Source organism: Streptomyces sp. NPDC088254, from assembly GCF_044740925.1.
Classification (GTDB): Bacteria; Actinomycetota; Actinomycetes; order Streptomycetales; family Streptomycetaceae; genus Streptomyces.
This window is the reverse complement of record NZ_JBIURQ010000001.1, coordinates 813,141-838,224: the sequence shown is the minus strand read 5'-3', so window position 1 is coordinate 838,224 and position 25,084 is coordinate 813,141. Positions and strand designations below refer to the sequence as shown.

The 25,084-nt window shown below is 74.9% G+C and carries 11 protein-coding genes; 1 reads left to right on the top strand and 10 read right to left on the bottom strand.

The features are described 5' to 3' along the window. Positions 1–206: 206 nt before the first annotated feature. Positions 207–440, top strand: coding sequence for a helix-turn-helix transcriptional regulator (locus tag ACIOC0_RS03735; RefSeq protein WP_351089141.1), 234 nt, complete (start codon positions 207–209; stop codon positions 438–440). On the opposite strand, the gene ACIOC0_RS03730 is transcribed toward ACIOC0_RS03735, so the two are convergent. The 10 genes from ACIOC0_RS03730 to ACIOC0_RS03685 all read right to left on the bottom strand — a co-directional run bounded on the left by ACIOC0_RS03730 (position 434) and on the right by ACIOC0_RS03685 (position 25,006). Continuing rightward, the gene (locus tag ACIOC0_RS03730) at positions 434–1,741 is read right to left on the bottom strand and encodes an MFS transporter (RefSeq protein WP_402151958.1); all 1,308 of its coding nucleotides are present in this window, start codon (positions 1,739–1,741) and stop codon (positions 434–436) included. The two genes, ACIOC0_RS03735 and ACIOC0_RS03730, sit on opposite strands and share 7 nt — an antisense overlap. 66 nt (positions 1,742–1,807) lie before the next feature. Beyond that, entirely contained in the window at positions 1,808–3,403 is a 1,596-nt protein-coding gene (locus ACIOC0_RS03725; RefSeq protein WP_402151956.1) for an amino acid adenylation domain-containing protein, read from the bottom strand. 39 nt (positions 3,404–3,442) lie between these two features. Then, positions 3,443–6,694: an amino acid adenylation domain-containing protein gene (locus ACIOC0_RS03720; protein ID WP_402151953.1), complete on the bottom strand. Its 3,252-nt coding sequence runs from the start codon at positions 6,692–6,694 to the stop codon at positions 3,443–3,445. 61 nt (positions 6,695–6,755) lie between these two features. After that, entirely contained in the window at positions 6,756–10,001 is a 3,246-nt protein-coding gene (locus ACIOC0_RS03715; protein ID WP_402151950.1) for an amino acid adenylation domain-containing protein, read from the bottom strand. Continuing rightward, positions 9,998–12,052: a condensation domain-containing protein gene (locus tag ACIOC0_RS03710; RefSeq protein WP_402151947.1), complete on the bottom strand. Its 2,055-nt coding sequence runs from the start codon at positions 12,050–12,052 to the stop codon at positions 9,998–10,000. Before ACIOC0_RS03710 ends, ACIOC0_RS03715 begins: the two co-directional genes overlap by 4 nt. Beyond that, on the bottom strand, positions 12,045–12,269 hold the full coding sequence (locus tag ACIOC0_RS03705; protein ID WP_402151944.1) for an MbtH family protein: 225 nt from the start codon (positions 12,267–12,269) through the stop codon (positions 12,045–12,047). Before ACIOC0_RS03705 ends, ACIOC0_RS03710 begins: the two co-directional genes overlap by 8 nt. A gap of 86 nt (positions 12,270–12,355) precedes the next feature. Further along, positions 12,356–14,629, bottom strand: a complete 2,274-nt coding sequence (locus ACIOC0_RS03700; protein WP_402151942.1) for a pyridoxal-phosphate dependent enzyme — start codon at positions 14,627–14,629, stop codon at positions 12,356–12,358. Positions 14,630–14,631: 2 nt separating this feature from the next. After that, entirely contained in the window at positions 14,632–15,786 is a 1,155-nt protein-coding gene (locus tag ACIOC0_RS03695; RefSeq protein ID WP_402151939.1) for a kinase, read from the bottom strand. Beyond that, complete coding sequence (locus ACIOC0_RS03690; protein WP_402151937.1) at positions 15,786–17,351, bottom strand: argininosuccinate lyase; 1,566 nt, start codon at positions 17,349–17,351, stop codon at positions 15,786–15,788. Before ACIOC0_RS03690 ends, ACIOC0_RS03695 begins: the two co-directional genes overlap by 1 nt. 71 nt (positions 17,352–17,422) lie before the next feature. Next, a complete protein-coding gene (locus ACIOC0_RS03685; RefSeq protein ID WP_402151934.1) occupies positions 17,423–25,006 on the bottom strand; it encodes an amino acid adenylation domain-containing protein in 7,584 nt (2,527 codons plus the stop codon). Positions 25,007–25,084: the final 78 nt, after the last annotated feature.

Sequence of the window (25,084 nt, the reverse complement as noted above, 5' to 3'; positions counted from 1 at the left end):
GCCCCCTGGCGTCAGCATAAGCAAGCGGAAAGGCTGTTGATGAGCAGCTTCGGCGGCGAGTCGACTTACGCGACACCGTCGTTGATACGTGAAGGAGCAGAGTGAACACCGGCCTTTCCGCGAAGAAAAACGCGTCGAGAGCGATTTCAACCGCAACAGTTCCCGCCCCTGCCTGGGAGCCCGCACCCACTGCATCGGAGTCCGCCGTGTCCGAGACCGCCCAGCCGACCCTGCGTCCCGCCGCGCTCTCGCCCCGCGAGGAGGAGGTGCTGGCGTATCTCGCGCAGGGGTGCACCTACCGGATCATCGCCCGCCGCATGGGGCTCAGCCCGCACACGGTCGACACCTATGTGCGCCGGCTGCGCGGCAAGACCGGTTCCGTGAACCGCATCCAACTGGCGCATCTCGCTTTCCAGTTGGGGTACGGGCCCGGCTACTGAGCCGCGGTTCCCTCGAAGTCCCGCATCCGCCGCAACGGCGAGCACAGCAGGATCAGCGGGGTGAGCGTCAGCCCCGCCGTCAGGATCCACAACGCACCGCGCACACCGGCCAGTTCACCGAGGGCGCCGGCCAGCAGCCCGCTCACCGGCAGGGTTCCCCACACCAGGAACCGCATGGTGGCCGTCATCCGGCCGAGCAGGTGCGGCGGGCAGACGGTCTGCCGGTAGGCGACCTGGCAGATGTTGTACGTGGTCACGCCCGCCGACTGCACCAGCGCGCCCAGCACGAACAGCCCGAGCCGCCAGCCCTGTTCGGCCGGCGGGAGCAGCAGGCCGAAGGGCATGGCGGCCAGCAGGGACAGCCAGGTCAGCCGGGCGGCGCCCACCCGACGGGAGAGCCGCTGGGTGACGAGTGCGGCGAGGACCGAGCCGACCGCTGCCGTGGCGAGCACCCAGCCGACCGCCGCGGGCGGCAGGCCCACGGTGCGGGTCAGGAACAGCGTCTCCAGGGCGAAGACGCCGCTGAGGCAGAGGTTCACCGATGCCGTGCTCAGCGCGATCAGCCTCAGCACGCGGTGGCGCAGGACGTGGTGGAGTCCTTCCCTGATCTCCGGCAGGAGGCCGCCGCGCCCGGACGGCGGCGGCGCGGGCCGTTCCTCCCTCGCCTCGATACGGCCCAGCAGGGCCGCGGAGGTGAGGGAGGTGACGGCCTGTCCGGCCAGGGTGCCCGCCGGGCCGAGGAGTTGGACGAGGAAGCCCGCCACGCCGGGACCGGCCAGTTCGGCACCCGAACGCACGGTCTCCAAGCGCGAGTTGCCCTCGATCAGCGTCGACCGGCCGACGAGGGTGGGCAGATAGCTCTGGTCGGCCACGTCGCCGAACAGCCGCGCGCATCCCAGCAGCAGGGCGACGGCGTACAACAGCGGCATGGAGTGGGCGTCCAGCAGCCAGGCCACCGGCACCGCCGTGAGCAGCACGGCCCGCGCCAGGTCGGCGGCGATCATGACGTCGCGGCGTCGCATCCGGTCGACCCAGGCTCCGGCGGGCAGCCCGAGCAGCAGGAACGCTGCGCTCTCGGCGGCGGCGAGCAGACCCGCCTCCCACGCGGAGGCGTGCAGGGTGAGCACGGCGGTGAGCGGCAGGGCCACGTACGTGATGCTGTTGCCGAGTTCGTTGCACACGTGCGAGGCCATGAACCGGCGGAAGTCGCGCCGCTGCCGCGGGGAGGGCGCGGGGCCCGCCGGTCCTGGGGCGTTGTCGGCTCCGGCGGCGGGATCGGGGGCGGCGGTGGGCTGGGACACGAAAGGTCCTTCTCTGGTGGGCTGTTCGGGTGCGGCGGGGGCGGACCCGTCCGGGCGGTCGGTGGTTCAGACGGGTTCGGGGAGCGGCGGTTCCACGACCGCCGCCCGGTGGAACGGGTCCGGCAGGGCGCGCACGTCGAGCTTGCCGCCCGGGGTGCGCGGGAGCCGGGGCAGGACGCACACCCGGGCCGGGACGAGGTGGCCCGGCGCCCGCGCGGCCACGTGCCGCCGCAACTCCCCGCCGTCCAGAAGCCGTCCGGGGGCGGCTTCGACCCAGGCCGCAAGCTGGGGCTCGCCCCCCTGCCGTACGGCGCGGGCGACGACGTCCACCACGTCCGGGTGGGCGGCGATCGCGGCCTCGACCTCCTTGAGCTCCACCCGGTGACCGCGGATCTTGACCTGGTCGTCGGTACGGCCGAGGAAGCGCAGCGTGCCGTCCGGGGCGCGCAGGACCCGGTCCCCCGTCCGGTACATCCGCTCCCCCGGGCCGGCGGCGAAGGGGTCGGCGACGAACCGTTCGGCGGTCAGGGCGGGCCGGTCGTGGTAGCCGCGGGCCAGGCAGGCCCCGGCGAGGTACAGCTCCCCCGCCTCGCCGTCGGCCGTGCGCCTGAGCGCCTCGTCCAGGACGTAGGCGCGCACTCCCGGCAGCGGGACGCCGAGCGGGATGACCTCGTCGGCGGCGTCCGCGAGGGTCGCGGCGTGCGCCTCGTGGCAGGTGGCGGTGATCGTGGACTCGGTGAGGCCGTAGGCGCTGGTCACCGGCGGGCCGCCGGCGGCGTGCCAGCGGACGAGGTCGGCGGTGCGGCCCGCGTCGCTGCCGATGACCACATGGCGCAGGGCGGGCGGCAGCGGCCGGGGCCGGCGTTCGACGTCCTTGGCCCACTGTGACCAGTACGGGGTCGGCAGGTTGACGAGGGTGACGGCCCGTTCGGTGAGGAAGGGCTCCAGTTCGGCGGGCGAGACGACGTTGTCGTCGACGAACACGGCCGTGCCGCCCGTGCACCAGGTGGGCAGGGCCTCCTCCAGGGCGACGTCGAAGGCGGGCGCGGCGAACTGGAGCACCCGGTCGTCGGCGGTCAGGCCGTAGCGCTCGGCGAGCACGCCGGTCTGCCGGGCGAGGCCCGCGTGCGCGACGGCGACCGGCTTGGGCCTTCCGGTCGAGCCGGAGGTGAACAGGACGTAGGCGAGCGATCCCGGGGCGACGGCTGCCGGTTCGGGGCCGGCGCCCCGGCTCGCCGCGTCCGGGTCGGCGCCGGGGGCGTCGCCCCGGGTGGCCGCCCAGAACAGCTCCCGGCCGCAGCGGCGGTGCAGGCGGGCCGCGGCGGCGTGGCCGGTGACGACCGCGTGCCGGGTGCCGGCGGCGGCCAGCAGGGAACGCAGCCGCTCGTCGGGGGCGGCGGGGTCGACGAGCAGCGGCGCGGCGCCGGCGTACCAGACGCCCAGGAGGGCGACGGCCCAGTCGGCGCACCTGCCCACCCCGACGAGCACGGTGTCCTCGGGGCCCGCGCCGGCGGCGCGCAGTTCTCCGGCGACGGCTCTGGCCCGCCGGTCCAGCAGGCGGTAGGTCAGCTCGCCCTCGGGGGCGATCACGGCCGTCGCGTCGGGGGTCCGGTCCGCCTGCCGGGCGATGCGCAGGGGGACCGGGATGTCGTCGGGGCTCATGGGGTGTGTCGTCTCCTGGTCGGTGCGGCCGGGCGGGCGTCAGGCACGGGCGCGGGGGCGCAGCGCCGGACGGGCGGGGGCGGGGGCTGCGGCCGTCAGACGGGCGGCGATGCCGGCGGGGGTGGGGGTCTCGAAGAGGTCGCGGATGGTGAGGTGTGCGCCGAGTTCGGTGCGCAGCCGTCCGGTCAGCCGGGTGGCGAGGAGGGAGTGGCCCCCGTGGGCGAAGAAGTCGTCGTCGGGTCCGGCGACGGCGAGGCCGAGGACGGCGGCGAAGAGGGCGCAGACGGCCTCCTCGGCGGCGTTCGCCGGGGCGCGTCCGGCGGGCCGCGTGAGGTCCGCCGGGTCGGGCAGGGCCTTGCGGTCGATCTTGCCGTTGGTCGTCAGCGGCAGAGCGGGCAGCGCGAACAGCAGTGAGGGGACCATGTAGTTCGGCAGGCTCTGGGAGAGCGCCGCGCGGATGCCGTCGTCGTCGGCCTCCCCGGTGTACCAGCCGACGAGCCGCTGCTGTCCGGCGCCGTCGCGGTCCACGGTCACCACCGCGTCCCCGACGCCCGGCACGGCCCGCAGCGCGGTCTCGACCTCGCCGAGCTCGATGCGGTTGCCGCGGATCTTGACCTGGTGGTCCTGGCGTCCGAGGAAGTCCAGTTGGCCGTCGGCGCGCAGCCGGGCCAGGTCGCCGGTGCGGTACATGCGGGCGCCGGGCGCGGTCGCGAACGGGTCGGGGACGTAACGCTCGCTGCTGCGGCGCGGCTCGTTCAGGTAGCCGGGCCCGACGCCGGTGCCCGCGATGAAGAGTTCGCCGGGGACGCCGGGCGGCACGGGCGCGAGCGACGGGTCGAGGATGTAGAGCCGGTTGTTGCGCAGCGGCCTGCCGACGGGCAGCCGGCCCTGTTCGAGCAGCCCGTTCACCTCCCCCCGGACGATGAAGGCGTGCGTGTTGTCGTCCGAGCACTCGGTGAGCCCGTACGCGTTGACGATCGCCGCTTCGGGGTGGTGGTCGTACCAGCGGGTGCACAGTTCCGGCGGGAGGACCTCGCCGTTGACGACGAACCAGCGCAGCGCCGGGAGCGCCGGCCGGGGCACTCCGGAGTCCCACAGGTCGAGGGCGGCGCGCACGAAGGAGGGGACGGTCTCCATGACGGTGACGCCGTGCCGGGCGACGGCGGCGAACAGGGCGTCGGGGTCGCGGGCGGTGTCGCGGGAGACGAGATGGACCCGGCCGCCGGTGATCAGCGGGGCGAGCATCTGCCACACGGAGATGTCGAAGGTGAGCGGCGCGTTCATCACCACCCGGTCGTCGGGGGTGAGCCGCAGGTCGTCGAGCTTGGCGAGCAGGTGGTTGTTCATGCCCCGCCGGTGCACCATGGCGCCCTTGGGGCGGCCGGTGGATCCGGAGGTGAAGCACACGTAGGCCAGGGCGTCGCGCCCGCCGCCGTCCCGGGACGGCGCTCCGGCCGGGCGGGTCTCGGCGTCGTCGAGGACCAGCACCCGTACCGGATGCCCGGCCGCGGCCGCGATCTGCGCGGCGCGCTCACGCTGTTCGGGCGCGGTGAGCAGCCACGGCACTCCCCCGGCGGTCAGCAGGGCGGCGGTGCGGGCGACCGGGCCGACGGGGTCGAGCGGCACGTAGGCGGCCCCGGCGCCGAGGATGCCGAGGAAGGCGACGGGCACCCGGGCGGTCGGCTCGCCGAGGACCGCGACGAGGGCGCCGTCGTCGACGCCTTCCGCGTGCAGCCGTTCGGCGAGCGCGCCGGCGCGGGCGACGAGTTCGGTGTAGGTGAGGGCGCGGCCCTGGTCGTCGGTCACGGCGACGGCGTGCGGGCGCAGTTGTGCCTGGCGCCGCACCCGGTCAGTCACCTCGGCGTAGTCCTCGTCGCGGGCGGTGTCGTTGAACTCTTCGAGTACGCGCCGCCGTTCGGCCGGCGACAGCAGGTCCACCGCGCCGGCCGGGCGGGACGGGTCGTCGGCCACGGCTTCGAGGAGGCGGACGAGCCGGTCCAGCAGGGCCTGCGCGTCGGCGGTGTCGAAGGCGTCCGGACGGTGGTCGATCTGCAGGCGCAGTCTGTCGCCGGGGATGGCGGTCAGGGTGAGCGGATAGTGCGCCGCGTCGTGCGGGTCCACGGCGGTGACGCGGAGCTCGCCCGCGGACAGCGCGGCGAGTCCCGCGCCGTCCACCGGATAGTTCTGGTAGGCCACGCAGGAGTCGAACAGCTCACCGGCCCCGGCGGTGCGCTGGATCTCGGTGAGGCCGAGGTGGTGGTGCTCGATCAGTCGCGTCTGCTCGTCCTGGAGCCGGGTGAACAGACCGACGAGCGGTTCGGCGCGGTCGACGCGGACGCGGACCGGCACGGTGTTGATGCACAGGCCCACGATGTCGGCGACGCCGGGCAGTTCGGCGGGACGTCCGCTGACGACGGCGCCGAAGACCACGTCGTCGGAGCGGAGCCGGTTCGCGAGCAGCAGGGCCCAGGAGCCCTGGAGGAGGGTGCCCGGGGTGATCCGGTGGGCGCGCGAGAGGGCGGTGAGCCGCTCGGTGAGGTCGGGTGTGAGGGCGGTCTCGACGCGGTGGGGAAGCAGCGCGGAGGGGCCGGTGGAGACGGGTGCGGTGCGGCTGCCGCCGGCCAGTCCGGCCAGGGCCCGGCCCCATGCGTCGCGGGCCGCGCCGGTGTCGCGGGAGCCGAGCCAGTCCAGGAACGACGCGTACGGCGTGACCGGGGGCAATGCCGCGGCGTCGGCTCCGGCGTCGTGCAGGGCGAGCAGTTCGCGGACCAGCACGGGCCAGGACCAGCCGTCCAGCAGAATGTGATGGTACGTCAGGAGCAGTCGGTGGCTCAGCGGCCCGGTGCGCAGGAGGGTGAGGCGGAGCAGCGGCGGCCGGGCCAGGTCGAAGCGGCGGGCCCGGTCCTCGGCCAGCAGCGTCCGGACGGCGTCGGCCTGTCCGTCCTCGTCCAGCGCGGAGAGGTCGCGCTCCTCCCACGGCACCCGGGCGTCACGTCGTACGACCTGCGCGGGCTCGCCGGAGGCGCGGCGGAGGAACCCGGCGCGGAGGTTCGCGTGCCGCACCAGCACGGTGTCGGCGGCGGCGCGCAGCCGTCCGGCGTCCAGCGGTCCCGACAGGTCGAGGAGCAGCTGCGCCACGTACACGTCGCGTTCCCGCTCGTCGAACAACGCGTGGAAGAGGATGCCCTCTTGGAGGGGCGAGAGCGGGAGGACGTCCTCGACCTTGGAGGCGGGCGACGGGACGGGGGGTGCGGCTGTCGCGGAGGGGGCGGGGGCAGGGGTACGGCTCACGGTGGCTCCCTGTGGTCGGTGGGCGACTGGTGGTCGGTGGGCGGGGTGGGCGTGGGCCCGGTCAGGCGGGGCTGGGGCGGCGGGCCCGGCGTACGACCGGGGGGTCGTCGGTGGGGGCGGTCGCGGCGGCCGACGTCGCGGCTGCGGCGAGTCGGGCCACCGTCGGGCCCGCGAAGAAGTGGCGGACCGTGACGGTCGCACCGAGCAGGGAGCGCGTCTCCGCGAGGAGGCGGGTCGCGAGGAGGGAGTGACCGCCCAGGGCGAAGAAGTCGTCGTGGACGCCGACCCGTTCGGCGCCGAGCAGCCGCTCCCACAGGGCGGCGAGGGCGCGCTCGGTGGCGTTCCTCGGGGCCTGGTAGGGCAGTTCCCGGGTGGCGGGGCCGGGAGCGGGGAGGGCGGCCAGGTCGATCTTGCCGTTGGGCGTCACCGGGAAGCGGTCGAGCACGGTGACCGTCAACGGGACCATGTAGTCGGGCAGTTCGGTCCGCAGGTGCTCGCGCAGCGCCGCCGGGTCGGGCCGCCTTCCCTCGGCGGGCACCGCGTAGCCGGCGAGGACCGGCCCGGCGGGGGTCGGGGCCACGGTGACCGCGGCGCGGCCCACGTCCGGGTGGCCGGCGAGGACGGTCTCGATCTCGCCCGGCTCGATGCGCAGACCTCGGATCTTGATCTGCCGGTCGGCGCGGCCGAGGTACTCGATCCGGCCGTCCGCCGTCCAGCGGGCGAGGTCGCCGGTGCGGTACATCCGGGTGCCGGGCGGGCCGGACGGGCAGGCGGTGAAACGTTCGGCGGTGAGCCCCGGGCGTCCCAGGTAGCCGCGGGCCAGACCGGCTCCGGCGATGTACAGCTCGCCGGTGACGCCGGGCGGGACGGGGGCGAGCCGGCCGTCGAGGACGTGGAGGCGGGTGCCGTCCAGGGGGCGTCCGATCGGCACCTGTCCGGCCGGCATCTCCTGCCCTGGGGCGAGCGGGAAGAGGACGGCGAAGGTGGTGGTCTCCGTCGGCCCGTACGCGTTGGTCACGGTGGTGTCCGGGCAGTGCTCGCGGACCCGGCGGACGGCGGCCGGGGACGCGGCCTCGCCGCCGGTCATCACCTCGCGCAACGTGCCGAGCCGTTCCGGGCAGCGGTCGGCGAGTTCGTTGAAGAGGGTGGCCGTCAGGAAGGTGCCGGTGACCCTCTGTTCACCGATGAGGCGGGCGAGGCCGGGCACGTCCAGGTCGCCGGGCGGGGCGACGACCACGAGCCCGCCGTTCAGCAGCGGCACCCACAGCTCGTAGGTGGAGGCGTCGAAGGCGTGCGGGGAGCGCATCAGGACACGGTCGTGCGCGCCGCCGCGCCAGCGCCGGTCCAGGGCGAGGGCGACGACCTCTCGGTGGGCGACGGCGACGCCCTTGGGCGTGCCGGTCGAGCCGGAGGTGTACATCACGTAGGCGAGGTCGTCGGGGCGCCCGTGGGTGCGGCTCGTCGGCCCGGGGCCCGCCGGCTCGGCACGGTGAGGCCCTTCGCCGTTCCCGCCGTCCCCGCCGTCCACGCCGTGCATCGCGAGGTCGTCGTCGAGGCGGAGGGTGTGGCGGACGCCGAGTCCGGCGGTGTCCGTGCCCGGGTCGGTGACGAGGACCGTCACGTCGGCGGCGGTGAGGACCGACGCGGAGCGGGCGCGCGGCGCGCGGGCGTCCAGGGGCAGGTACGCCGCCCCGGCCTTCAACACGCCCAGGCAGCCGGCGATCAGCTCGACGGACCGGTCCATGAGGACGGCCACCGTCGCGCCGGGGCGCACCCCGAGGGCGCCGAGCCGGGCCGCCACCCGGTCGGAGAGGGCGTCGAGTGCGCCGTAGCTCGCCTCTCGGTCGCCGCAGACGGCCGCGGTCCGTTCCGGGTGGGCGGCGGCCCGCTCGGCGAACAGGGCGTGCACGGTGGTGTCGTGGGGCACGGCCGGCGCGCCCTGCCAGCCGACCGTGACGGCTGCGCGCTCCTCGGACGTCAGCAGGTCGTGGACGGCGATCGGGGCGGCGGGGTCGGCGGCGACCGCGTCGAGGAGGAGGATCAGCCGGTCCAGGAGCCGCTGGGCGGTGGCGGCGTCGAACAGGTCGGCGGCGTGTTCGAGGGCGAGGCCGATCCCGGCCGGCCGGCCGTCGCCGGGGTCGTGGCGTTCGTCGACCTCGAGGGTCAGGTCGAACTTGGCCGTGGTGGTGCGCACGGGTTCCGCATGGACCCGCAGGCCCGGCAGGGCCGGCGCGCCGCCCGTGTCCCGGCGGCCGGCGACCGCGAGCTGGAACAGGGGGTGACGGCCGGGCGAGCGGGGCGGGTTGAGCCGTTCCACCAGGGCGTCGAAGGGCACGTCCCGGTGGGCGTGGGCGTCCAGGGCGGCGTCGCGGACCCGGTCGAGGACATCGGTGAACACGGGGTCGCCGGAGGTGTCGGCCCGCACCACGACGGTGTCGACGAAGAGGCCCACGAGGTGTTCCAGCGCCTCGTCGTCGCGGCCGTCGACGGGGCAGCCGAGGGCGAGGTCGGTGCCGGCGCCGAGGCGGGTGAGCAGGGTGGCGAAGGCCGCCTGGACGGCCATGAAGACGGTGGCGCGCCGGTCGCGGGCGAGGCCGGCGAGACGGGTGTGCGTGGTGGCGTGCGCCTCGGCGGTGACGACGGCGCCGCGGTGGGAGGCGACGGCGGGACGGGGCCGGTCGGTGGGGAGGGTGTGCTCCTCGGGCAGGCCGGCGAGCGCACGGGCCCGGTGGTCGAGTTGCCGGGAGTGCTCGGAGTGCGGGTCGTCCGGGTCGCCGAGGACGTCGTGCCGCCACAGGGCGTAGTCCGGGTACTGGACGGGGAGTTCGGGCCAGTCCGGATCCGCGCCGAGGATCCGGGCGGTGTAGGCGGCGGCCAGGTCGCGCAGGAGGACGTCCAGGGAGGCGCCGTCGCCCGCGATGTGGTGCAGGACGAGCAGCAGGTAGTGGTCCTGCGCCCCGTCGGTGAACAGGTGGGCGCGCAGCGGCGGTTCGGCGGCCAGGTCGAAGGACGGCGTCGCGGCCTCCCGGGCGAGGCGCCGGTGCTCGCCGGCCGGGACGGCGGTGACCGTGCAGGGCGGTACGGTGCCCGGGTCCAGGACGTGCTGGTGGGGGACGCCGTCCCGGTGGGGGAAGACCGTGCGCAGTGCTTCGTGCCGGTCGGTGACGTCCGTGAGGGCGGCGGTGAGGGCGGCGCGGTCGAGGTCGCCGTGCAGGTGCAGCCCCACCGGGATGTTGTGCAGGCCGCCGGGGTCGCCGTCGCGGCAGAGGAACCACAGGCGGCGCTGGGCGTGGGACAGGGGGATCACAGCAGTTCTCCGAACTGGGCTTCGAAAGCGTCGAGTTCGGCCTGGACGAGGCCGGGCAGGGACACGTCGGACGGGGTCAGTCCGGCGGCGCCGGGCAGTGCCGCGTGCCGGACGAGGGCGCGCAGCATGGCGAACCACTCGTGGGCCAGGGCGTGCGCGCGGTCGGCCGGGCAGGCGTTGCCCGCCCAGGTCCAGGTGGCGCTCAGGGTGGGGCCGTCGGGACCTTCGTGGGCGGCGGCGTTGACCTCCACGGCATGGGCCATGGCCAGGCCGTCGTCGGCCTCGTCCAGGGCGAAGTCGTGCCCGGGGGCGGCGGCCCAGTCGGCCGTGCCGCCCATCGGGAAGCGGCCGAGGTAGTTGAAGCCGATCTCGGGGACGCCCAGGGCCGCGAGGGCGGGGCCGGTGCGGCTGTTGCCGTGGCGCAGCAGGCCGTGGCCGATGCCGTTTTCGGGGACGGCCCGCAGGGTCTCCTTGACCGTGCGCAGGACCGCGCCGGCGGCGGGGCCGCCCGCGCGGGCGTCGTCGAGGTCGGGCCGGCCGAGGTCGAAGCGGACCGGGTACACGGTGGTGAACCAGCCGACGGTCCGGGACAGGTCGGGGGCGCCGGCGACGTCCTCGCGGCCGTGGCCCTCGACGTCGACGAGGACCGTGCCGCCGTCCCACGGGCCGGTGAGCGGGCGACGCCAGGCGAGGACGGCGAGGGCCAGCCCGGTGAGCAGGACGTCGTTGACGGTGCCGTTGACGACGCCCGGCACGACGGTGAGCAGCGGCCCGGCCACGTCCGGGGGCAGGGTGAGGGTGAGTCGGTGGTCCGGGGTCTCGGCGTCGAGCCGGGTCAACGGGCAGACGCCGCCGAGTGGTTCGGGGGCGGCGCGGAGGGTGTCGGTCCAGCGGGCCGCCTCGCGCATGCGGCGGCCGGAGGTGGCGTCGGCGCGCAGCAGGTCCGCCCAGTGCGTAAACGGTGTGGGCGCGGGTTCGAGGACGGGGTCCTCGCCGGCCGCGAGCCGAGCCCAGCAGGTACGCAGGTCGTCCTGGAGGATGCGCCAGGACACGCCGTCGACGACCAGGTGGTGCACGACCAGGGCGAGCCGGCCCTGCCGGCCGGGGCCGCGGTCGACGAGCACGGCGCGCAGCATGACGCCGTCCGCCGGGGACAGCAGCCGCCGGGCGGCCCGGATCCGGTCGGTGGTGAGGGCGGGCAGCTCGGCGTCGTCGGCGTCGGGCGCGCGGACGTGTTCGACCAGGGTGTGCGCGTCGACGTCGCCCGGCGGCGGCACCGAGCATCCGGCGGCGGCGGTGCCCGCCCCGCCGGGCACCGTGAGACGCAGGACGTCGTGCGTGTCGAGCAGGGCCCGCACGACGCGCACGGCGTGTTCCGCGCGGAACCCCGCCGGGGTGCGGACGACGAGTGACTGGTGGTAGGTGTCGACGGGGCCTGCGAGTTCGCCGAGCCACGCCATGATCGGGGTCGCAGCCAACGGGCCTGTGCGGCGCGGGGGTTGAAAGGGTCCCTCGCCCGCCCGGGGGCCGTCCGCGGCGCGGGCGGCGGTGGCGAGCGCGCCGACGCTCTCGCTGCGCAGGACGTCGCGGGTGGTGACCAGCAGCCCGGCCGCCCGGGCACGGCTGACGACCTGGATGGCCTGGATGCTGTCACCGCCGAGCTCGGTGAAGCCGTGGCCGGGACGGACGGCGTCGGCGGGCATGCCCAGCACTTGGGCGACGAGGTGGCGGAGGGTGTCCAGGGGGCTGGTCGGGACCGGGGCCCGGTCGCCCGACGGGTGCGGACCGCCGTCCGCTGCGCGGGCCGCCGGGGCGGCATGGGCCGGGGCTGCGGGGGCGGGGGTGGCGTCGGCCGGCTCGGCGGCGGCCGCAGGGTGCGTGCGGTGAGCGCCGGCGGCGGTGACAGTGGTGGCGGAGCGAGCCAGGGCCGCGTCGGCCGGAGCCATGTCGGCCAGGGCCGTGACGCTCGCTGGGGAGCCCTCCCGGGCCGCCCCGGCCGCCGGTGGGGGCGGCCAGCCGGAGGCGGACGGGAGGTGTGCGGGCTCAGGCACGGGCCGTGTCCCCGGCGAGGGCCGCGACCAGGGACGCGGGACGCATGTCCGTCCAGCGCCGCTCGACGTGGTCGAGGCAGGCCTGGCGGCTGTCCGGGCCGTGGACCGTGGTCCAGCCGGCCGGGACGGTGAGGTCGGCCGGCCACAGCGAGTGCTGGAGCTCGTCGTTGCGGACGACGAGGTAGACGGCGTCGTCGTTCTCGAAGGGGTTGCTCATGGCGGTTCTCCTGGATGGGGTGGGTGGGAGCGCCGTACGGGTCCGTACGACGCACGGCGGGAAGGGGCCCGGGGTGTGCGGGCCGTTCAGCGGGCGGGGCGGTGGTCGTCGACCGTGAGCCGGATGAGCGCCCGGGCCTCGTCCAGCGCCGCCGTGACCTCCTCGGGGCCCGGACGGCACGCGATGACGTGCCCGATGCGGTCGCCGGCGCTGTGCGCACGCCGGACGACGGACCCGGGCGCGGCGGTGACGGTCACCGCCTCGACGCCGTCCACGGCCGCCGCCCGCGCCATGCCGTCCACGGCGTCGAGGACCCCGTCGGCGTCGGCGAGCAGGAACTGGATGCCGGCGTGGGCCCCGTGGAGGGGCTTGAGGTCGGGCTCCAGGCCGACCGCGGTCTTGAGCTGCTGTTCGAGCAGGTCGATGCCGCAGGCCAGCCGGACGAGTTCGGGGATCATCCCTCCCGCGGGGCGCGGGTTGATCTCGACGACGGCCGGTCCCCCGGCGGTCAGCTTCACCTCGGTGTGGGCGGCGCCGAGCCGGATGCCGGCCGCGTCCAGGGCGACTGTCACCGTCTCGGTGACGTGCTGGGCCGTGGCGGCCGGGAGCGGGGCGGGGAAGAGGTGGCGGTGCTCCACGAAGTGGGGTGTGCCGGTGACCGACTTGGCGGTGATGCCGACGCATTCGGTGCGGCCGTCCCGGCTGAACGTCTCCACGCTGTACTCGGGGCCGTCGAGGTACTCCTCGACGAGGACGGTCCGCGCCGTCGGCATGCCCCGCGCGTTGGTGGTGACGGCGAGGATCCGCTCGGTCTGGGCGACGGCCTGCTCCTCGTCGGCGCAGAGCAGGACGTTGACCGAGCCCGAGTCGTCGGCGGGCTTGACCACGCACGGCAGCCCGGTCCGGGCGACGGCCGCGGCGACCTCGCCGGGATCGCGCACCACCGCATAGCGGGGCTGGCGCACTCCGGCGTCGTCCAGCAGCGCGCGCAGGGCCGACTTGTCACGGCAGGCGGTCACGGCCTCGGGCGGGTTGCCGGGCAGGCCGAGCCAGCGGGCCAGACGGGCGGCGACGGGGACGTAGAAGTCGCTGGTGGTGGTGATCCCGGCGATCTCCTCGCGGCGGAAGCGGTCCTGGAGGGCGGCCCGCAGCGCGGCGTCGGAGTTGGTGTCGCAGTGGATGACCTCGGCTCCGGTGGCCTCCAGGCCGCGGTAGCGGCCGGGGTCGCCGGTCAGCAGGACGGGCGCGGTGTCGAGCCGGTCCCGGGCCAGGTCGAGAGCGAGCATGCCGGTGCCGGTGGTGTTGGACTCGACGAACACGAGGTGCCGGCGCAGGTCGGCGGGGGCGGCGTAGGACTGGCGGGACCAGCTCTCGACGGTGGTCCCGGCGGGTACGACGGCCGGCCGGTGGGGCGTGGGCAGTGCGCGCAGGCCGTGGTCGTCCCAGTGCTCGTCGCTGTAGACGGTGTCGGCGTAGCGGTCGCCCCGGTCGGGCAGGATGCCGACCATGCGGGAGCCGGGCTCGGCGCGCCGGGCCAGGTCGCCGAGGACGCGGTAGACCGAGCCGGAGGTGTTGCCGCCGAAGATCTGCTGTTCGCGGGCGAGTTCGCGGGTGGCGGCGAACGCCTCGTGGTCGTTGAGCCAGTGGACCTCGTCGACGAGGGAGCGGTCGAGGTTCTTCGGCAGCAGGCTGTTGCCGAGGCCGCTCTGGAGCCGCTGCGGCAGGTCGGGCTGCCCGAACAGGGAGCTGCCGACGCAGTCGACGCCGACGACGCGCACGGCGGGCAGGGTCTCCCGCAGGGCCCGTCCCGTCCCGCACAGCGAGCCGCCGCTGCCGACGGCCCCGACGAGGGCGTCGATGTGGCCGAGGTCGTCGAGGAGTTCACGGGCGAGGTCGCGGTAGGCACCGGGGTTGTCAGGGTTGGTGTACTGCTGGGGCCAGAAGGCGCCGGGCAGTTCGGCCATCAGCTGGGCGAGCCGTTCCAGTCGGGCGGACTGCCAGCCGTGGCTGGTCATCGCGTCGACGATGTGCACCTGGCAGCCCAGGGCGCGCAGTTTGGCCAGGGTGACGGGATCGATGCGCGGGTCGGTGACGATGTGCACCTCATGGCCGAGGGAGCGGCCGACGAGGGCGACGCCGAGCGCCATGGTGCCGGAGGAACTCTCCACCACCGGGGCGCCCGGACGCAGGGTGCCGAGCCGTCTGGCCTCCAGGACGATGTTGCGGGCGACCCGGTCCTTCATCGCGAACAGGTTCTGGAGCTCCAGCTTGGCGTAGACCTCCACCCCGCGCTCCGCGCCGAGGCGCAGCCGGACGAGCGGCGTACGGCCGATCGCGTCCGTCAGCGTGTCGAAGAGCATGCTCAGATCTCCAGTCGGTGGGTGGTGTGAGGGGCGGCCGGGATCGCCGAAGGCCGGGCGGGTGGCCGGTCGCCGGCGGCAGCCGACACCGCCAGATGGGAGGCGGATGGCCGGTCGCCGGCGGCAGCCGACACCGCCAGATGGGAGGCGGATGGCCGGTCGTCGGCGGCAGCCGACACCGCCAGGTGCCGGCCGGGACTCCAGTCGTCGCCGGCGCCCAGCGCGCGGTGGACGGACACGTCGCCGCCGAGCGGGGCGCAGCCGGCGCGGATGTGGGCCGCCTTGCCGTCGAGTTCGGGGTCGTGGGCGTCGAGGAGGACGCCGAGCAGGGTGCCGCTGTGGGCGAGGACCAGGCCGTGGCCGTCGACCTCGCGGCACAGCGTGCGCAGTTCGGGGAATCCGGCCCGGGGGCGCCGGCGGCCGTTGAGTTCTGCGCTGCGGGTGGCGACCTCGCCCACGGCGGGCAGGTCGCCCGTGGCCACCGCACCGGTCAGTTGGTCCAACAGCCGCGCGTACTCGTACCGTTCGGACGTCCCGATGGCCGTCGCGGTCCGGTTGTGGGTCACGGTGTCGACCTGTCCGCCCTCGTCGTGGGCGACGAGGACGAGCGGGGGCAGCGTGCCGAGTCTGCGGCGCAGCCGCACGGCCCGGTGGTGGAAGCAGACGATCTCGTCGTACATCACGCCGTCGGCCGGTTCCACTCCGCGCAGGAACGCCTCGGTCTGCGCCGGGGTGAACGTCCGCCCGTAGGCGGCTCCGACGGCCCGCACGGTGGCGACGAGGTCGGCCGATGAGCTGGCCATGCCCTTGCCCTCGGGGAGGTCGCCGCGCAGTTCCAGCAGTCCGCCGCCGCTCTCGCCGAGCGCGGCGAGGACGGCTTCGGCGACGCGCCGTGACTTGCCCTTGTGCCCGGGTACGACCCGCACCTCCCGCGCGTCGGGGGCGGGCCGGTAGACGGCGGTGGCCCAGCGGGCCAGCGGGAAGGTGACGAGGAAGTCGCTGTCGGGGGCGGGCAAGGCGCCCTGGAGCAACTCCCCGAAGGTGCCGAAGGCGTGCCCGGTGCCAAGGGCCGGCGCGGTGGTGGTGAAGAGAGCGGTGGGGTCGCACGGGGCGGGGCCGGAAAGGGCGGCCGGGCCGCTCAGCGGGGCCGGGGACATCAGCGCTCCCCCGTTCCCGGACGGCCGGATCCCACGCCGGCGGAGTCCTGGTGTGCCGGGCCCTGAAGGTCCAGTGCGCGGGCCGTCTCCGCCGCGCCCGCGCGAACCGTCCCGGATCTCCGGTCCCAGGCGGCGCGCAGCTCCTCGTGGGTGTCCCGCTGGGCGCGCAGCGCTTGGCGTACGGCGTCGGGGTGGGCCGAGCCGGTGGAGGCCAGGCGGGTGAGGCCGCGGTCCACGTCGAAGGCGTCGGCGAGGAGCCCGGCCGGGTCGGTGAGGGTCAGCCCGTGCTCGGCGGCGGCCCGGGTCAGCAGGTCCGGCTCCCCCGGGTGGGGCGGCGCCCCCGTCCCCGCGGCGCTGACGACGTACTTCCCGGCGACGACCTGCGCGGTCCGCCACGGCACCCCCTCGCTCAGGGTGAGGGCGTTGGCGAGGCTGAACCCGCCCAGATACTCGCGCTCGCACACCGCGCGCATCCGGTCGGCCCGGAAGCCGACGCGGCGTACCACCTCGGTGAGCAGCCGGATCGTGCCGTGCGCCGAGTCGAACGCGGTGAGGACGTGCGTGCCGGCCTCCTTGGAGACCTCCACCAGGTTGCAGAAGGGGGTGTTGCGCTGGCCGAGCAGGACGTCGGTGTGGAAGGCGGTCAGATGGGCCGTGCGGCCCCGGATTCGCTCCAGGACGGGGTAGTTCTTCTTCTGCGGCATCGCCGAGGAGATGCCGGACAATTCGTCGGGCAGTTCGATGAAGCCGTGCTCGCTGCCGCCCCAGGTGAGCAGATCGGTGGCGAAGCGGCTCAAGGCCGCGCCGAGCAGGCTGAGTTCGGCGGTGGCCTCGACGCTCCAGCGGCGGGAGGCGACCGCCGTCAGGGCGTTGGGCTGCGGGCGGTCGAAGCCCAGCATGCGGGCCAACCGGGCGCGGTCCCAGGGAAGTTCCTGTCCGGCCATCGCTCCGGCTCCTAGCGGGCAGGCGTTCATCCCGTCGTAGGCCTGCAGCAGACGCCGCTGGGTGTGCAGCAACTGCTCGGCGAGGGCGGCGAGATGGAATCCCGGCGTGATGATCTGCGCGGCCTGGAAGTGGGTGTAGCCGGGCATGGGCAACGTGCGTGTCTCCTCCGCGCGTTCGAGGACGACGGCGCACAGGTCCAGCAGGGCTGCGGCGAGTCGCGCGAGCTGCTCGCGGCCGAACATCGCCTGGGCGCAGGCCTGGAGGTCGTTGCGGCTGCGGTCGACGTGCCAGCGCGGGAGCGGGGCCGGCAGTCCGGCCGTGACGTGGCGTTCGAGGGCGAAGGCGATGTCCGACATGTTGTCGTCGGGCCGGGCGGTGAGGGTCTCGGGGCCCACCTCGTCCAGCAGGACGGCGACGGAGCGGGCCTCGGCCGTGCTGAGCAGGCCCATACGGGCGTACTCGGCCGCCAGGGTCTTCTCGATGGCGATGTAGTGGTCCAGCAGGTGGCGGACCTCGAACCGGAACTGCGGAGCGAGCAGCTCCTCGTGCAGCAGGTCGCTCGGCCCGCCGCGGATACGGCCACTGAGTTCGGCGGCGGGCGCCGTGGGCTGGCTCGTCACGGTGACGGTGTCCGTTCTGTGGTGTGGGCGGGTGGTGCGCAGGGGCGGGTCTGCCGGTGTGACGTGAGGGATCACCGCCGGCGGTGCCCGTCGGGGCAAGTGGCCAGGGCGAGTTCGGCGTCGAGGGCGGCGGCGACGGCCGTCACGTGAGGGGCTCGCACCAGCGCGTAATGGTCGGCCTCGCTGTCGTGCCGTACGAGACCGTCCGGCGTCCGGCCGGCCCACCGGCCGGCGGAGCGCAGGGCGGCGCCGGTGGTGCTCTGGTGGAAGTGCACGGCGCCGGTGGCGACGGGCGGCTCGTAGCGAGCCGCGGCGAGCAACCCGGTGCGGAACACGTCGTAGTGGCGGGCGAGTTCGCCGCTGTCGAAGGCGGGCGTGGACCCGTCCGCGGCGAGCGCGGCGGCGACGGCCCGCAGCCGGGCGGGGGTGCCGTCGGCCACGAGCAGCTCGGCGCGCAGGGCGTCCCGCGCGGCGTCGTCGGGGTCCGCCCCGGCGGACCGGGCCAGGTCGTCGTGGAACCACTCCAGCAGGGCGCACTCGTCAGCGGGCACGTCCGTGATCCCGGGGTAGGCGGTGTCGAGCAGGGTGAGCGTCGCCACCTCCTCACCGGCGGTCCGCAGTTGGTGGGCCATCTCGTAGGCGAGCAGCCCACCGAGGGACCAGCCCGCCAGGTGGTACGGGCCGTGCGGCCGGACTTCGCGCAGAGCGGCGACGTGGGCGGCGGCGAGGGCCGGGACGGTGGCCGGGGCGTCGAGTACCGCCGCCCCCGAGCCCGGCGCTGCCGGATGGGGAGCCGTCAGGCCCGGAGCCGCCAGGCCGTACACCGGCCGGCCCGGACGCAGCGCCGTCGCGAGTGCGCGGTAGCAGAGGACGTTGCCGCCGACGGGGTGGACGAGGAAGAGGGGGGCCAGGTCGCCGTCCGGGCGGATGCGCACGACGGTGTCCCGGTGGCCGGGCCGGCGCCGGGCGCGCAGGGCCTGCGCCTGGCGGGCCACGGTCGGGTGTTCCATCACGGTGGACACCGACAGGCGTTCGCCGAACGCCTCGTTGATCCGGCCGATGAGGCGCAGCGCGTCGATCGAGTGCCCGCCCGCGGCGAAGAAGTCGTCGTGGGCGCCGACCGGTCCGGCGCCGAGGAGCCGCTCCCAGATGCCGGCGAGACGGGTCTCGGTCGCGCCGCGGGGCGGCCGGGACGCTTCCCGGCGGAGTGTGTGGCCCGCGTCCGGGGAGGGCAAGGCCGCCCGGTCCAGCTTCCCGTTTCGGGTGAGGGGCAGCGCGTCGAGCAGCACCCACGCCGCGGGCACCATGTGGCCCGGGAGCCGGGTGCGGGCGTACTGGTCCAGTTCCGTGAGGACAGCGGCCTCGTCCGCCCCGTCATCTCTTGCCGTGACCACGTAGCCGGTCAGGCGTTCGCCGCGCAGCAGGACCGCGCAGGCGCGCACCGAGGGGTGCTCGGCGAGCACGGCCTCGATCTCGCCGGGCTCGACTCGGAAGCCGCGGATCTTCATCTGGTGGTCGGTGCGCCCCGCGTACTCCAAGGCGCCGTCCGCCCGGTGGCGGGCGAGGTCGCCCGTACGGTAGAGACGGCGGGTGACGCCGTCGGGTCCCGTGTGCTCGACGAACCGTTCGGCGGTGAGGTCCGGGCGTCCGTGGTAGCCGAGGGCCAGTCCGACGCCTTCGAGGTACAGCTCGCCGGTGACGCCCGTGGGGACCTCGGACAGGCGCGCGTCCAGGACGTGGGTGCGCATGTTGGCGATGGGCCGGCCGATGGGCACGGTGTCCCCGGCCTCGGGGCGGCAGCGCCACGCGGTGACGTCGACGGCCGCCTCGGTCGGGCCGTACAGGTTGTGCAGTTCGACGCCCGGCAGCAGGTCGAGGAAGCGGTTCTGCACCTCGTGGGGCAGGGCCTCTCCGCTGCACACGACGCGGGTGAGGCCGGCGGCGAGCCGTACCGCGAGGGGGTCGTCGAGGAAGACGCCGAGCATCGACGGCACGAAGTGCACGGTACTGACGCCCTCCTCCCGGACAAGGCCCGCCAGGTACGCGGGGTCGCGCTGGCCGCCGGGCCGGGCGAGGACGAGCGTGGCGCCGGTGAGCAGGGGCCAGAACAGCTCCCACACCGACACGTCGAAGGTGTAGGGCGTCTTCTGCAGGACGCGTTCGCCGGGGGTGAGCCCGTAGGCGTCCTGCATCCACAACAGACGGTTGGCGATGGCGCGGTGGGAGACCACCACGCCCTTGGGCGTGCCCGTCGAGCCCGAGGTGAAGATCATGTAGGCGGGGTCGTCCGGACCGGCGGCGGCCACGGAGGCGGGTTCGGGGGCTTCGGGGGTGGACTCGGCCGGCCCGCCCGTCCACCACTCGTCCGCGACGACGACGGTCAGGCCGGGGACGTCGAGACCTTCGTCGGATCCGCCCGTTTCCGCCTTCCGCAGCCCCGGCGCCCGGCAGCCGTCCGCGACGACCAGGCGGATGCCGGCCTCCGCGAGCAGCTCCCGGGTGCGCGCCTCGGGGTGCTCGGGGTCCAACGGCACATACGCCGCTCCAGACTTGAGCACCGAGAGCAGGGCCACCGGCAGCATCAGGGAGCGGTCCATCAGCAGGCCCACGAAGGAGCCGGGGCGGGCGCCGAGGTCCCGCAGCCGGGCGGCCAGGCGTTCGGCCGTCTCGTCGAGCCGCCGGTAGTCGAGCCCCTCGCCTTCGAAGCGGAGCGCCGTCGCGTCCGGCGTCCGCCGTACCTGACGGTCGATCAACTCCGTGAGTGTGTGGGGTGCTTCGAAGTGCTTCGCGGTGTCGTTCCACGTGGCGTGATGACGGCGGTCCCGCGGCGGGACGAGGTCGGCCGCGAAGCAGTCCTGGCCGGGCTCGTCGGCGATGGCTCGCAGCGCCGCGGTGTAGGAGGCGTGCAGCGCGGCGACCCGCTCGGCGGTGAACCGCGCCGCGTCGTAGCGCAGGCCGAGTTCGAGCAGACGGCCGTCGGGGGTGCGGGAGAACTCCGCGCCGAAGGCGACGTCCGTGGCGGCCTCCCCGGTCTCCTCCAGGACGGTGAACGCCTCGTCGGACGGCCCGCCCTGCTCGACGTGGAAGTGGGTGTAGTTGAAGAAGGTCTCGAACGGCGCCGCCCCGCCGTTGCGGCGCACGACCTCGGCGAGCGGGTAGCGCCGATGGTCGTGCACACGCAGGTCGAGGTCGGCGACGCGGCGCACGAGGTCCCGCCAGCTCTCCGGGACGAGGGCGAGCCGGAAGGGCAGTGTGTTGAGGAACGCGCCGACGACCTTGTCGCCGTCGGGCTCCTCGGTGCGGCCGTTGAGCACCACGCCGGTGGTGATCTCGTCGCCGCCGCCCATCAGGGCCATGACACGAGCGTGCGCGGCGAGCAGGACGATGCGCAGCGGCACGCCGAGTTCGGCGGCGAGCACGGCCAGCCGCTCGTGGAGGCCGGCGGGCAGCGGTGCGTGGTGCCAGGTCATCCGGGGCGGCCCGGCCGCCGTCACGGAGCGCGGCAACCGGGTCACGGGGGCGCCCTCGGTCACCTCGTCCCAGAAGTCCCGCTGGGCGGGGTCGGCGAGCGCGGCGCGCTCCAGTGCGACGAAGGAGGCGAAGCGGGAGCGCGGCGCGGGGGCCGGGGCGGCGGGCTGCGCGGCGGCGTCCTCGGCGTCGCGGAGCCGGACGTAGCGGGAGGAGAGCTCGGTGAGGAGGGAGCGCTCGCTCCAGCCGTCCATGACCGCGTGGTGCTCGACGACGAACAGCTGGAAGGTCATGTCGGTGCGGCGCTGGACGTGGAAGCGGATCAGGGGCGCCTCGTCCCAGGCGAACGGGCGGGCCCGCTCGGCCTCGTAGCGTGCGGCGACGGCCTCTTCCCGCGCGGCGTCGTCCAGCCCGCGCAGGTCCTCGAAGGTGATGCGGGGGCGGGCGTCGCGGTGGACGAGCTGGAGGGGCTCGCTGAATCCGTGCGGATCGAAGGAGGTGCGCAGCATCTCGTGCCGGGCCCCGGCCTCCTCGACCGTCCGCCGCCAGGCCCGCTCGGACCAGGGCGCCTCGACGTGGTAGGAGGCGACGTTGTGGTACACCCGGCCGGCCTCCGCGGGCAGGTCGCTGTGGAAGAGCATCCCGGCCTGGAGCCGGGTCATCGGGTAGGCGTCCTCCAGCCCGGCGGGCAGCGCCGCCCGGTCGGCCTCGGCGAGGAGCGAGAACGGACGGTACGACGCCGGGCCGGACCAGGTGTCCGACGGCCCTCCGGACGGCGTGTCCGCCTCCCGGACGACCGCCCCGGCGAGACCGCGGACGGTCTGGTGCCGCATCAGGTCGGCGACGGCGAAGCGCAGTCCGCGGTCGCGTGCGCGGGCGAGCACCTGGAGCGAGCGGATGGAGTCTCCGCCGAGGGCGAAGTAGTTGTCGAGTGCGCCGATCCGCTCGTGGCCGAGGATCTCCTGCCAGATCTCGGCGAGCGCCGTCTCGACCGGCCCGCTCACCGGCTCGTGGGCGGCGGCGGACCCCAGGATCGTCGCGCCCTCGGCGCCCGGGGCCGGCAGGGCGCGCCGGTCGGCCTTGCCGTTGGCGGTGAGGGGGAACGCCGGCAGGGTGACGAAGACGCCGGGGATCATGTAGTCGGGCAGCCGCGCGGAGAGGTGTGCGCGCAGCGCGTCGACGGTGAGGGGGGCCATGGCGCCCGGGGTGGGCTCAGCGACGGTCCGGTGGGTGGCCTCGGTTTCCGGGGCGGCGCCGGCGGCGTTCTCCGCGGCCGGCACGACGTACCCGGTCAGGACCGGATTTCCGGTGGCGTCCGGGACCACGCGAGCGACGGCGGCGCCGACTCCGGCGTGGGCGGTGAGCGCCGACTCGATCTCGCCCAGCTCGATGCGGAAGCCCCGCAGTTTGACCTGGTCGTCGATGCGGCCGAGGTACTCCAGTTCGCCGTCCGCACGGACCCGGGCGAGGTCTCCGGTGCGGTACGTCCGCTCCCCCGAGGCGGCGGTGGGGAAGCGTTCGGCGGTCAGGTCGGGGCGGTTGAGGTAGCCGCGGGCGAGGCCCGCCCCGGCGACGTACAGCTCGCCCACCGCACCCCGGGGCACGGCCCTGCCCCGGCCGTCCAGCAGATGCAGCCGCAGGTCGGGGATGGGCACGCCGATGACGCTGCCGCGTCCTTCCTCGGCGTCGCGGGCGGTCAGCGGACGGTAGGTGACGTGCACCGTGGTCTCGGTGATGCCGTACATGTTCACCAGGCGGGGCGATACGTCGCCGTGGCGGCCGAACCAGCCGCGCAGCGCGCCGACGTCCAGCGCCTCGCCGCCGAACACCACCTGCCGCAGGGCGAGTTGTTCCCTCGGGGAACTGAGTTCGTCGACGCGGTCGAGCTGGTGGAAGGCCGACGGCGTCTGGTTGAGGACGGTCACCCTCTCGTCGTGCAGCAGTCGGTGGAACTCCTCCGGGGACCGGCTGACGGCGTACGGCACGACGACGAGCCTGCCGCCGTGCAGCAGGGCGCCCCACAGCTCCCACACCGAGAAGTCGAAGGCGATGGAGTGGAAGAGGGTCCAGACGTCGTCGGGGCCGAAGCCGAACCAGTGGTCGGTCGCGGAGAACAGCCGGGTGATGTTGCGGTGCGGCACCAGGGTGCCCTTGGGCAGTCCTGTGGAGCCGGAGGTGTAGATGGCGTAGGCGAGGTCGTCGGGACTGACGCCGCTGTCGGGGGCGGTGTCCGGCAGCAGGTCCAGCTCGGCCGCGTCGGCTTCCAGGTCGACGGCGTACAGGCCCGGGGCGTCCCACAGCGGGCGGGTCCCGGTGGTGCCGACGACGTGGCCGAGACCGGCGTCGCCGACGATGTGGCGCAGGCGCTCCGGCGGGTTGTCGGGGTCGAGGGGCAGGTACGCGCCGCCCGCCTTGAGGATGCCGAGCAGGCCGACGACCAGTTCGGCGGAACGGGGGACGCACAGGCCGACGAGGGTGCCGGGGACGACACCGAGGGCGCGCAGGCGGTGGGCGACCTGGTTGGCGCGGCGGTCGAGTTCGCCGTAGCCGAGGTGGCGATCGCCGTCGGTCACGGCGACGGCGTCGGGTTCGCGGGCCGCGTGCTCGGCGAAGACCTCGTGGGCGCAGGGCGTGGGGTCGACGGCGGTCGCGGTGTCCTTGATTGCGGTGCCCGTGGTTGCGCTGTCCGCGGTCGCCGCGGCGGGCGTTGTGCCGAGGAAGGGGGGTGTCGTGGCGGGGCCGGGCGGTGATGTGAGGGGCAGTTGCTCTTCCTCCGAGAGCAACGGCAGCGCGGACAGCGGCAGGTGCGGCGCGTCGAGGGCGGCGTCGAGCAGCCGCAGGTAGTGCCGGGTGAACCGCTCGACGGTGGCGGCCTCGTAGAGGTCGGCCCGGTACTCCAGGCGGAGGCGCACACCGCCGCCCGACTGCACGATGTCGAAAGTCAGGTCGAACTTCGCGGTGTGGGAGGGGCCTTCGAGCAGCCGGACGCGAGGGCCGGGCAGGTCCGCCGTGGTCTCGTCCTCGTCGTGGAAGCCGACGAGGACGTCGAAGAACGGGGCCCGCTCGGTGGTGCGCCCGGGGTTGAGGTGCTCGACGATCCGCTCGAACGGCAGGTCCTGGTGGTCCTGGGCGTCCGCGACGGTGTCCCGCACCGCTGCGACGTGCTCGCGGAACCGGGGGTCCGCGGAGAGGTCCGAGCGGATGACGAGGGTGTTGACGAACAGGCCGACCGTCTCCGCGAACTCCTTGCGGTTGCGGTTGGCCACGGGGGTGCCGACGACGACGTCCTCGCTGCCGGAGTAGCGGCCCAGGACGACCTGGAGGGCGGCGAGCATGGCCATGAAGCGCGTGCTGCCGGTGTCCCGGCAGACCTGGTCGAGCCGCCCGAGCAGGGCGTCCGGCAGAGGGACCTCGTACGTGGCGGCCGCCCGCGGGGCGGGGGCGGCGGGGCCGGGGACGGCCGCCGGGCGGAGGTCGGCGGGGATCGCGGAGGTGGGCAGCTCACCGCCCAGTTGTCCGGCCCAATAGGCGAGCTGCCGTTCGGCGGCGGGACCGCGCAGCCATTCCTCCTGCCATTCGGAGAAATCGGCGTAATGAAATTCCGGCTCCTCCACGCCGACGCATTCCCCGCCGCCCGCTTCAGCGGCGTATTCCGCGAAGAGTTCCCGGAGCAGGATTCCCGCCGACCATCCGTCGCCGACGATGTGATGCATTCCGAGCGCCAGCAGTGCGCCGGCCGACCCTCCCGGGCGGCGCAGCAGGGCGGCCCGGAACAGAGGACCGGCGGCGAGGTCGAAGGGCCGCCGGTACTGCGCGTCCATCCAGCGGCGCACGGCCTCGGCGCCGTCGGCGCCTTCCGTCTCCCCCGTTCCCGCCGTCTCCACCGACCAGTCGAGGCGCGCGGAGGAGTCCACGCACTGCGTCAACTCCCCTTCGCTCAGGACGAACCGGGTGCGCAGCGCCTCGTGCCGGTCGAGCAGCCGCTGCGCGCAGACCCGCAGCAGGTCCGTGTCCACGTCGGCGTCGAACGCGCAGAAGACCGGCATGTGATAGGTGGGCCTGGCTCCCTCCATCTCCTGGAGGAAGTACATGCGCTGTTGCGCCCGCGAGGCGCGGAAGACGGCGACAGCGGATTCCCCGGACGCTTCCGGAGACGATTCCGGTGACGATTCCGGTGACGAATTCACCGGCGATTCTGCGGACGGTTCTTCCGGAACGACCGGAACGACCGGGACGTGAGTGGCCAAGACGACTCCCTCGACCGC

Coding starts and splice junctions, on each gene's coding strand:
- ACIOC0_RS03725 (WP_402151956.1), bottom strand. CDS start 3,403: ATGAGCCCCGACGACATCCCGGTCCCCCTGCGCATCGCCCGGCAGGCG.
- ACIOC0_RS03705 (WP_402151944.1), bottom strand. CDS start 12,269: ATGAGCAACCCCTTCGAGAACGACGACGCCGTCTACCTCGTCGTCCGC.
- ACIOC0_RS03700 (WP_402151942.1), bottom strand. CDS start 14,629: ATGCTCTTCGACACGCTGACGGACGCGATCGGCCGTACGCCGCTCGTC.
- ACIOC0_RS03695 (WP_402151939.1), bottom strand. CDS start 15,786: ATGTCCCCGGCCCCGCTGAGCGGCCCGGCCGCCCTTTCCGGCCCCGCC.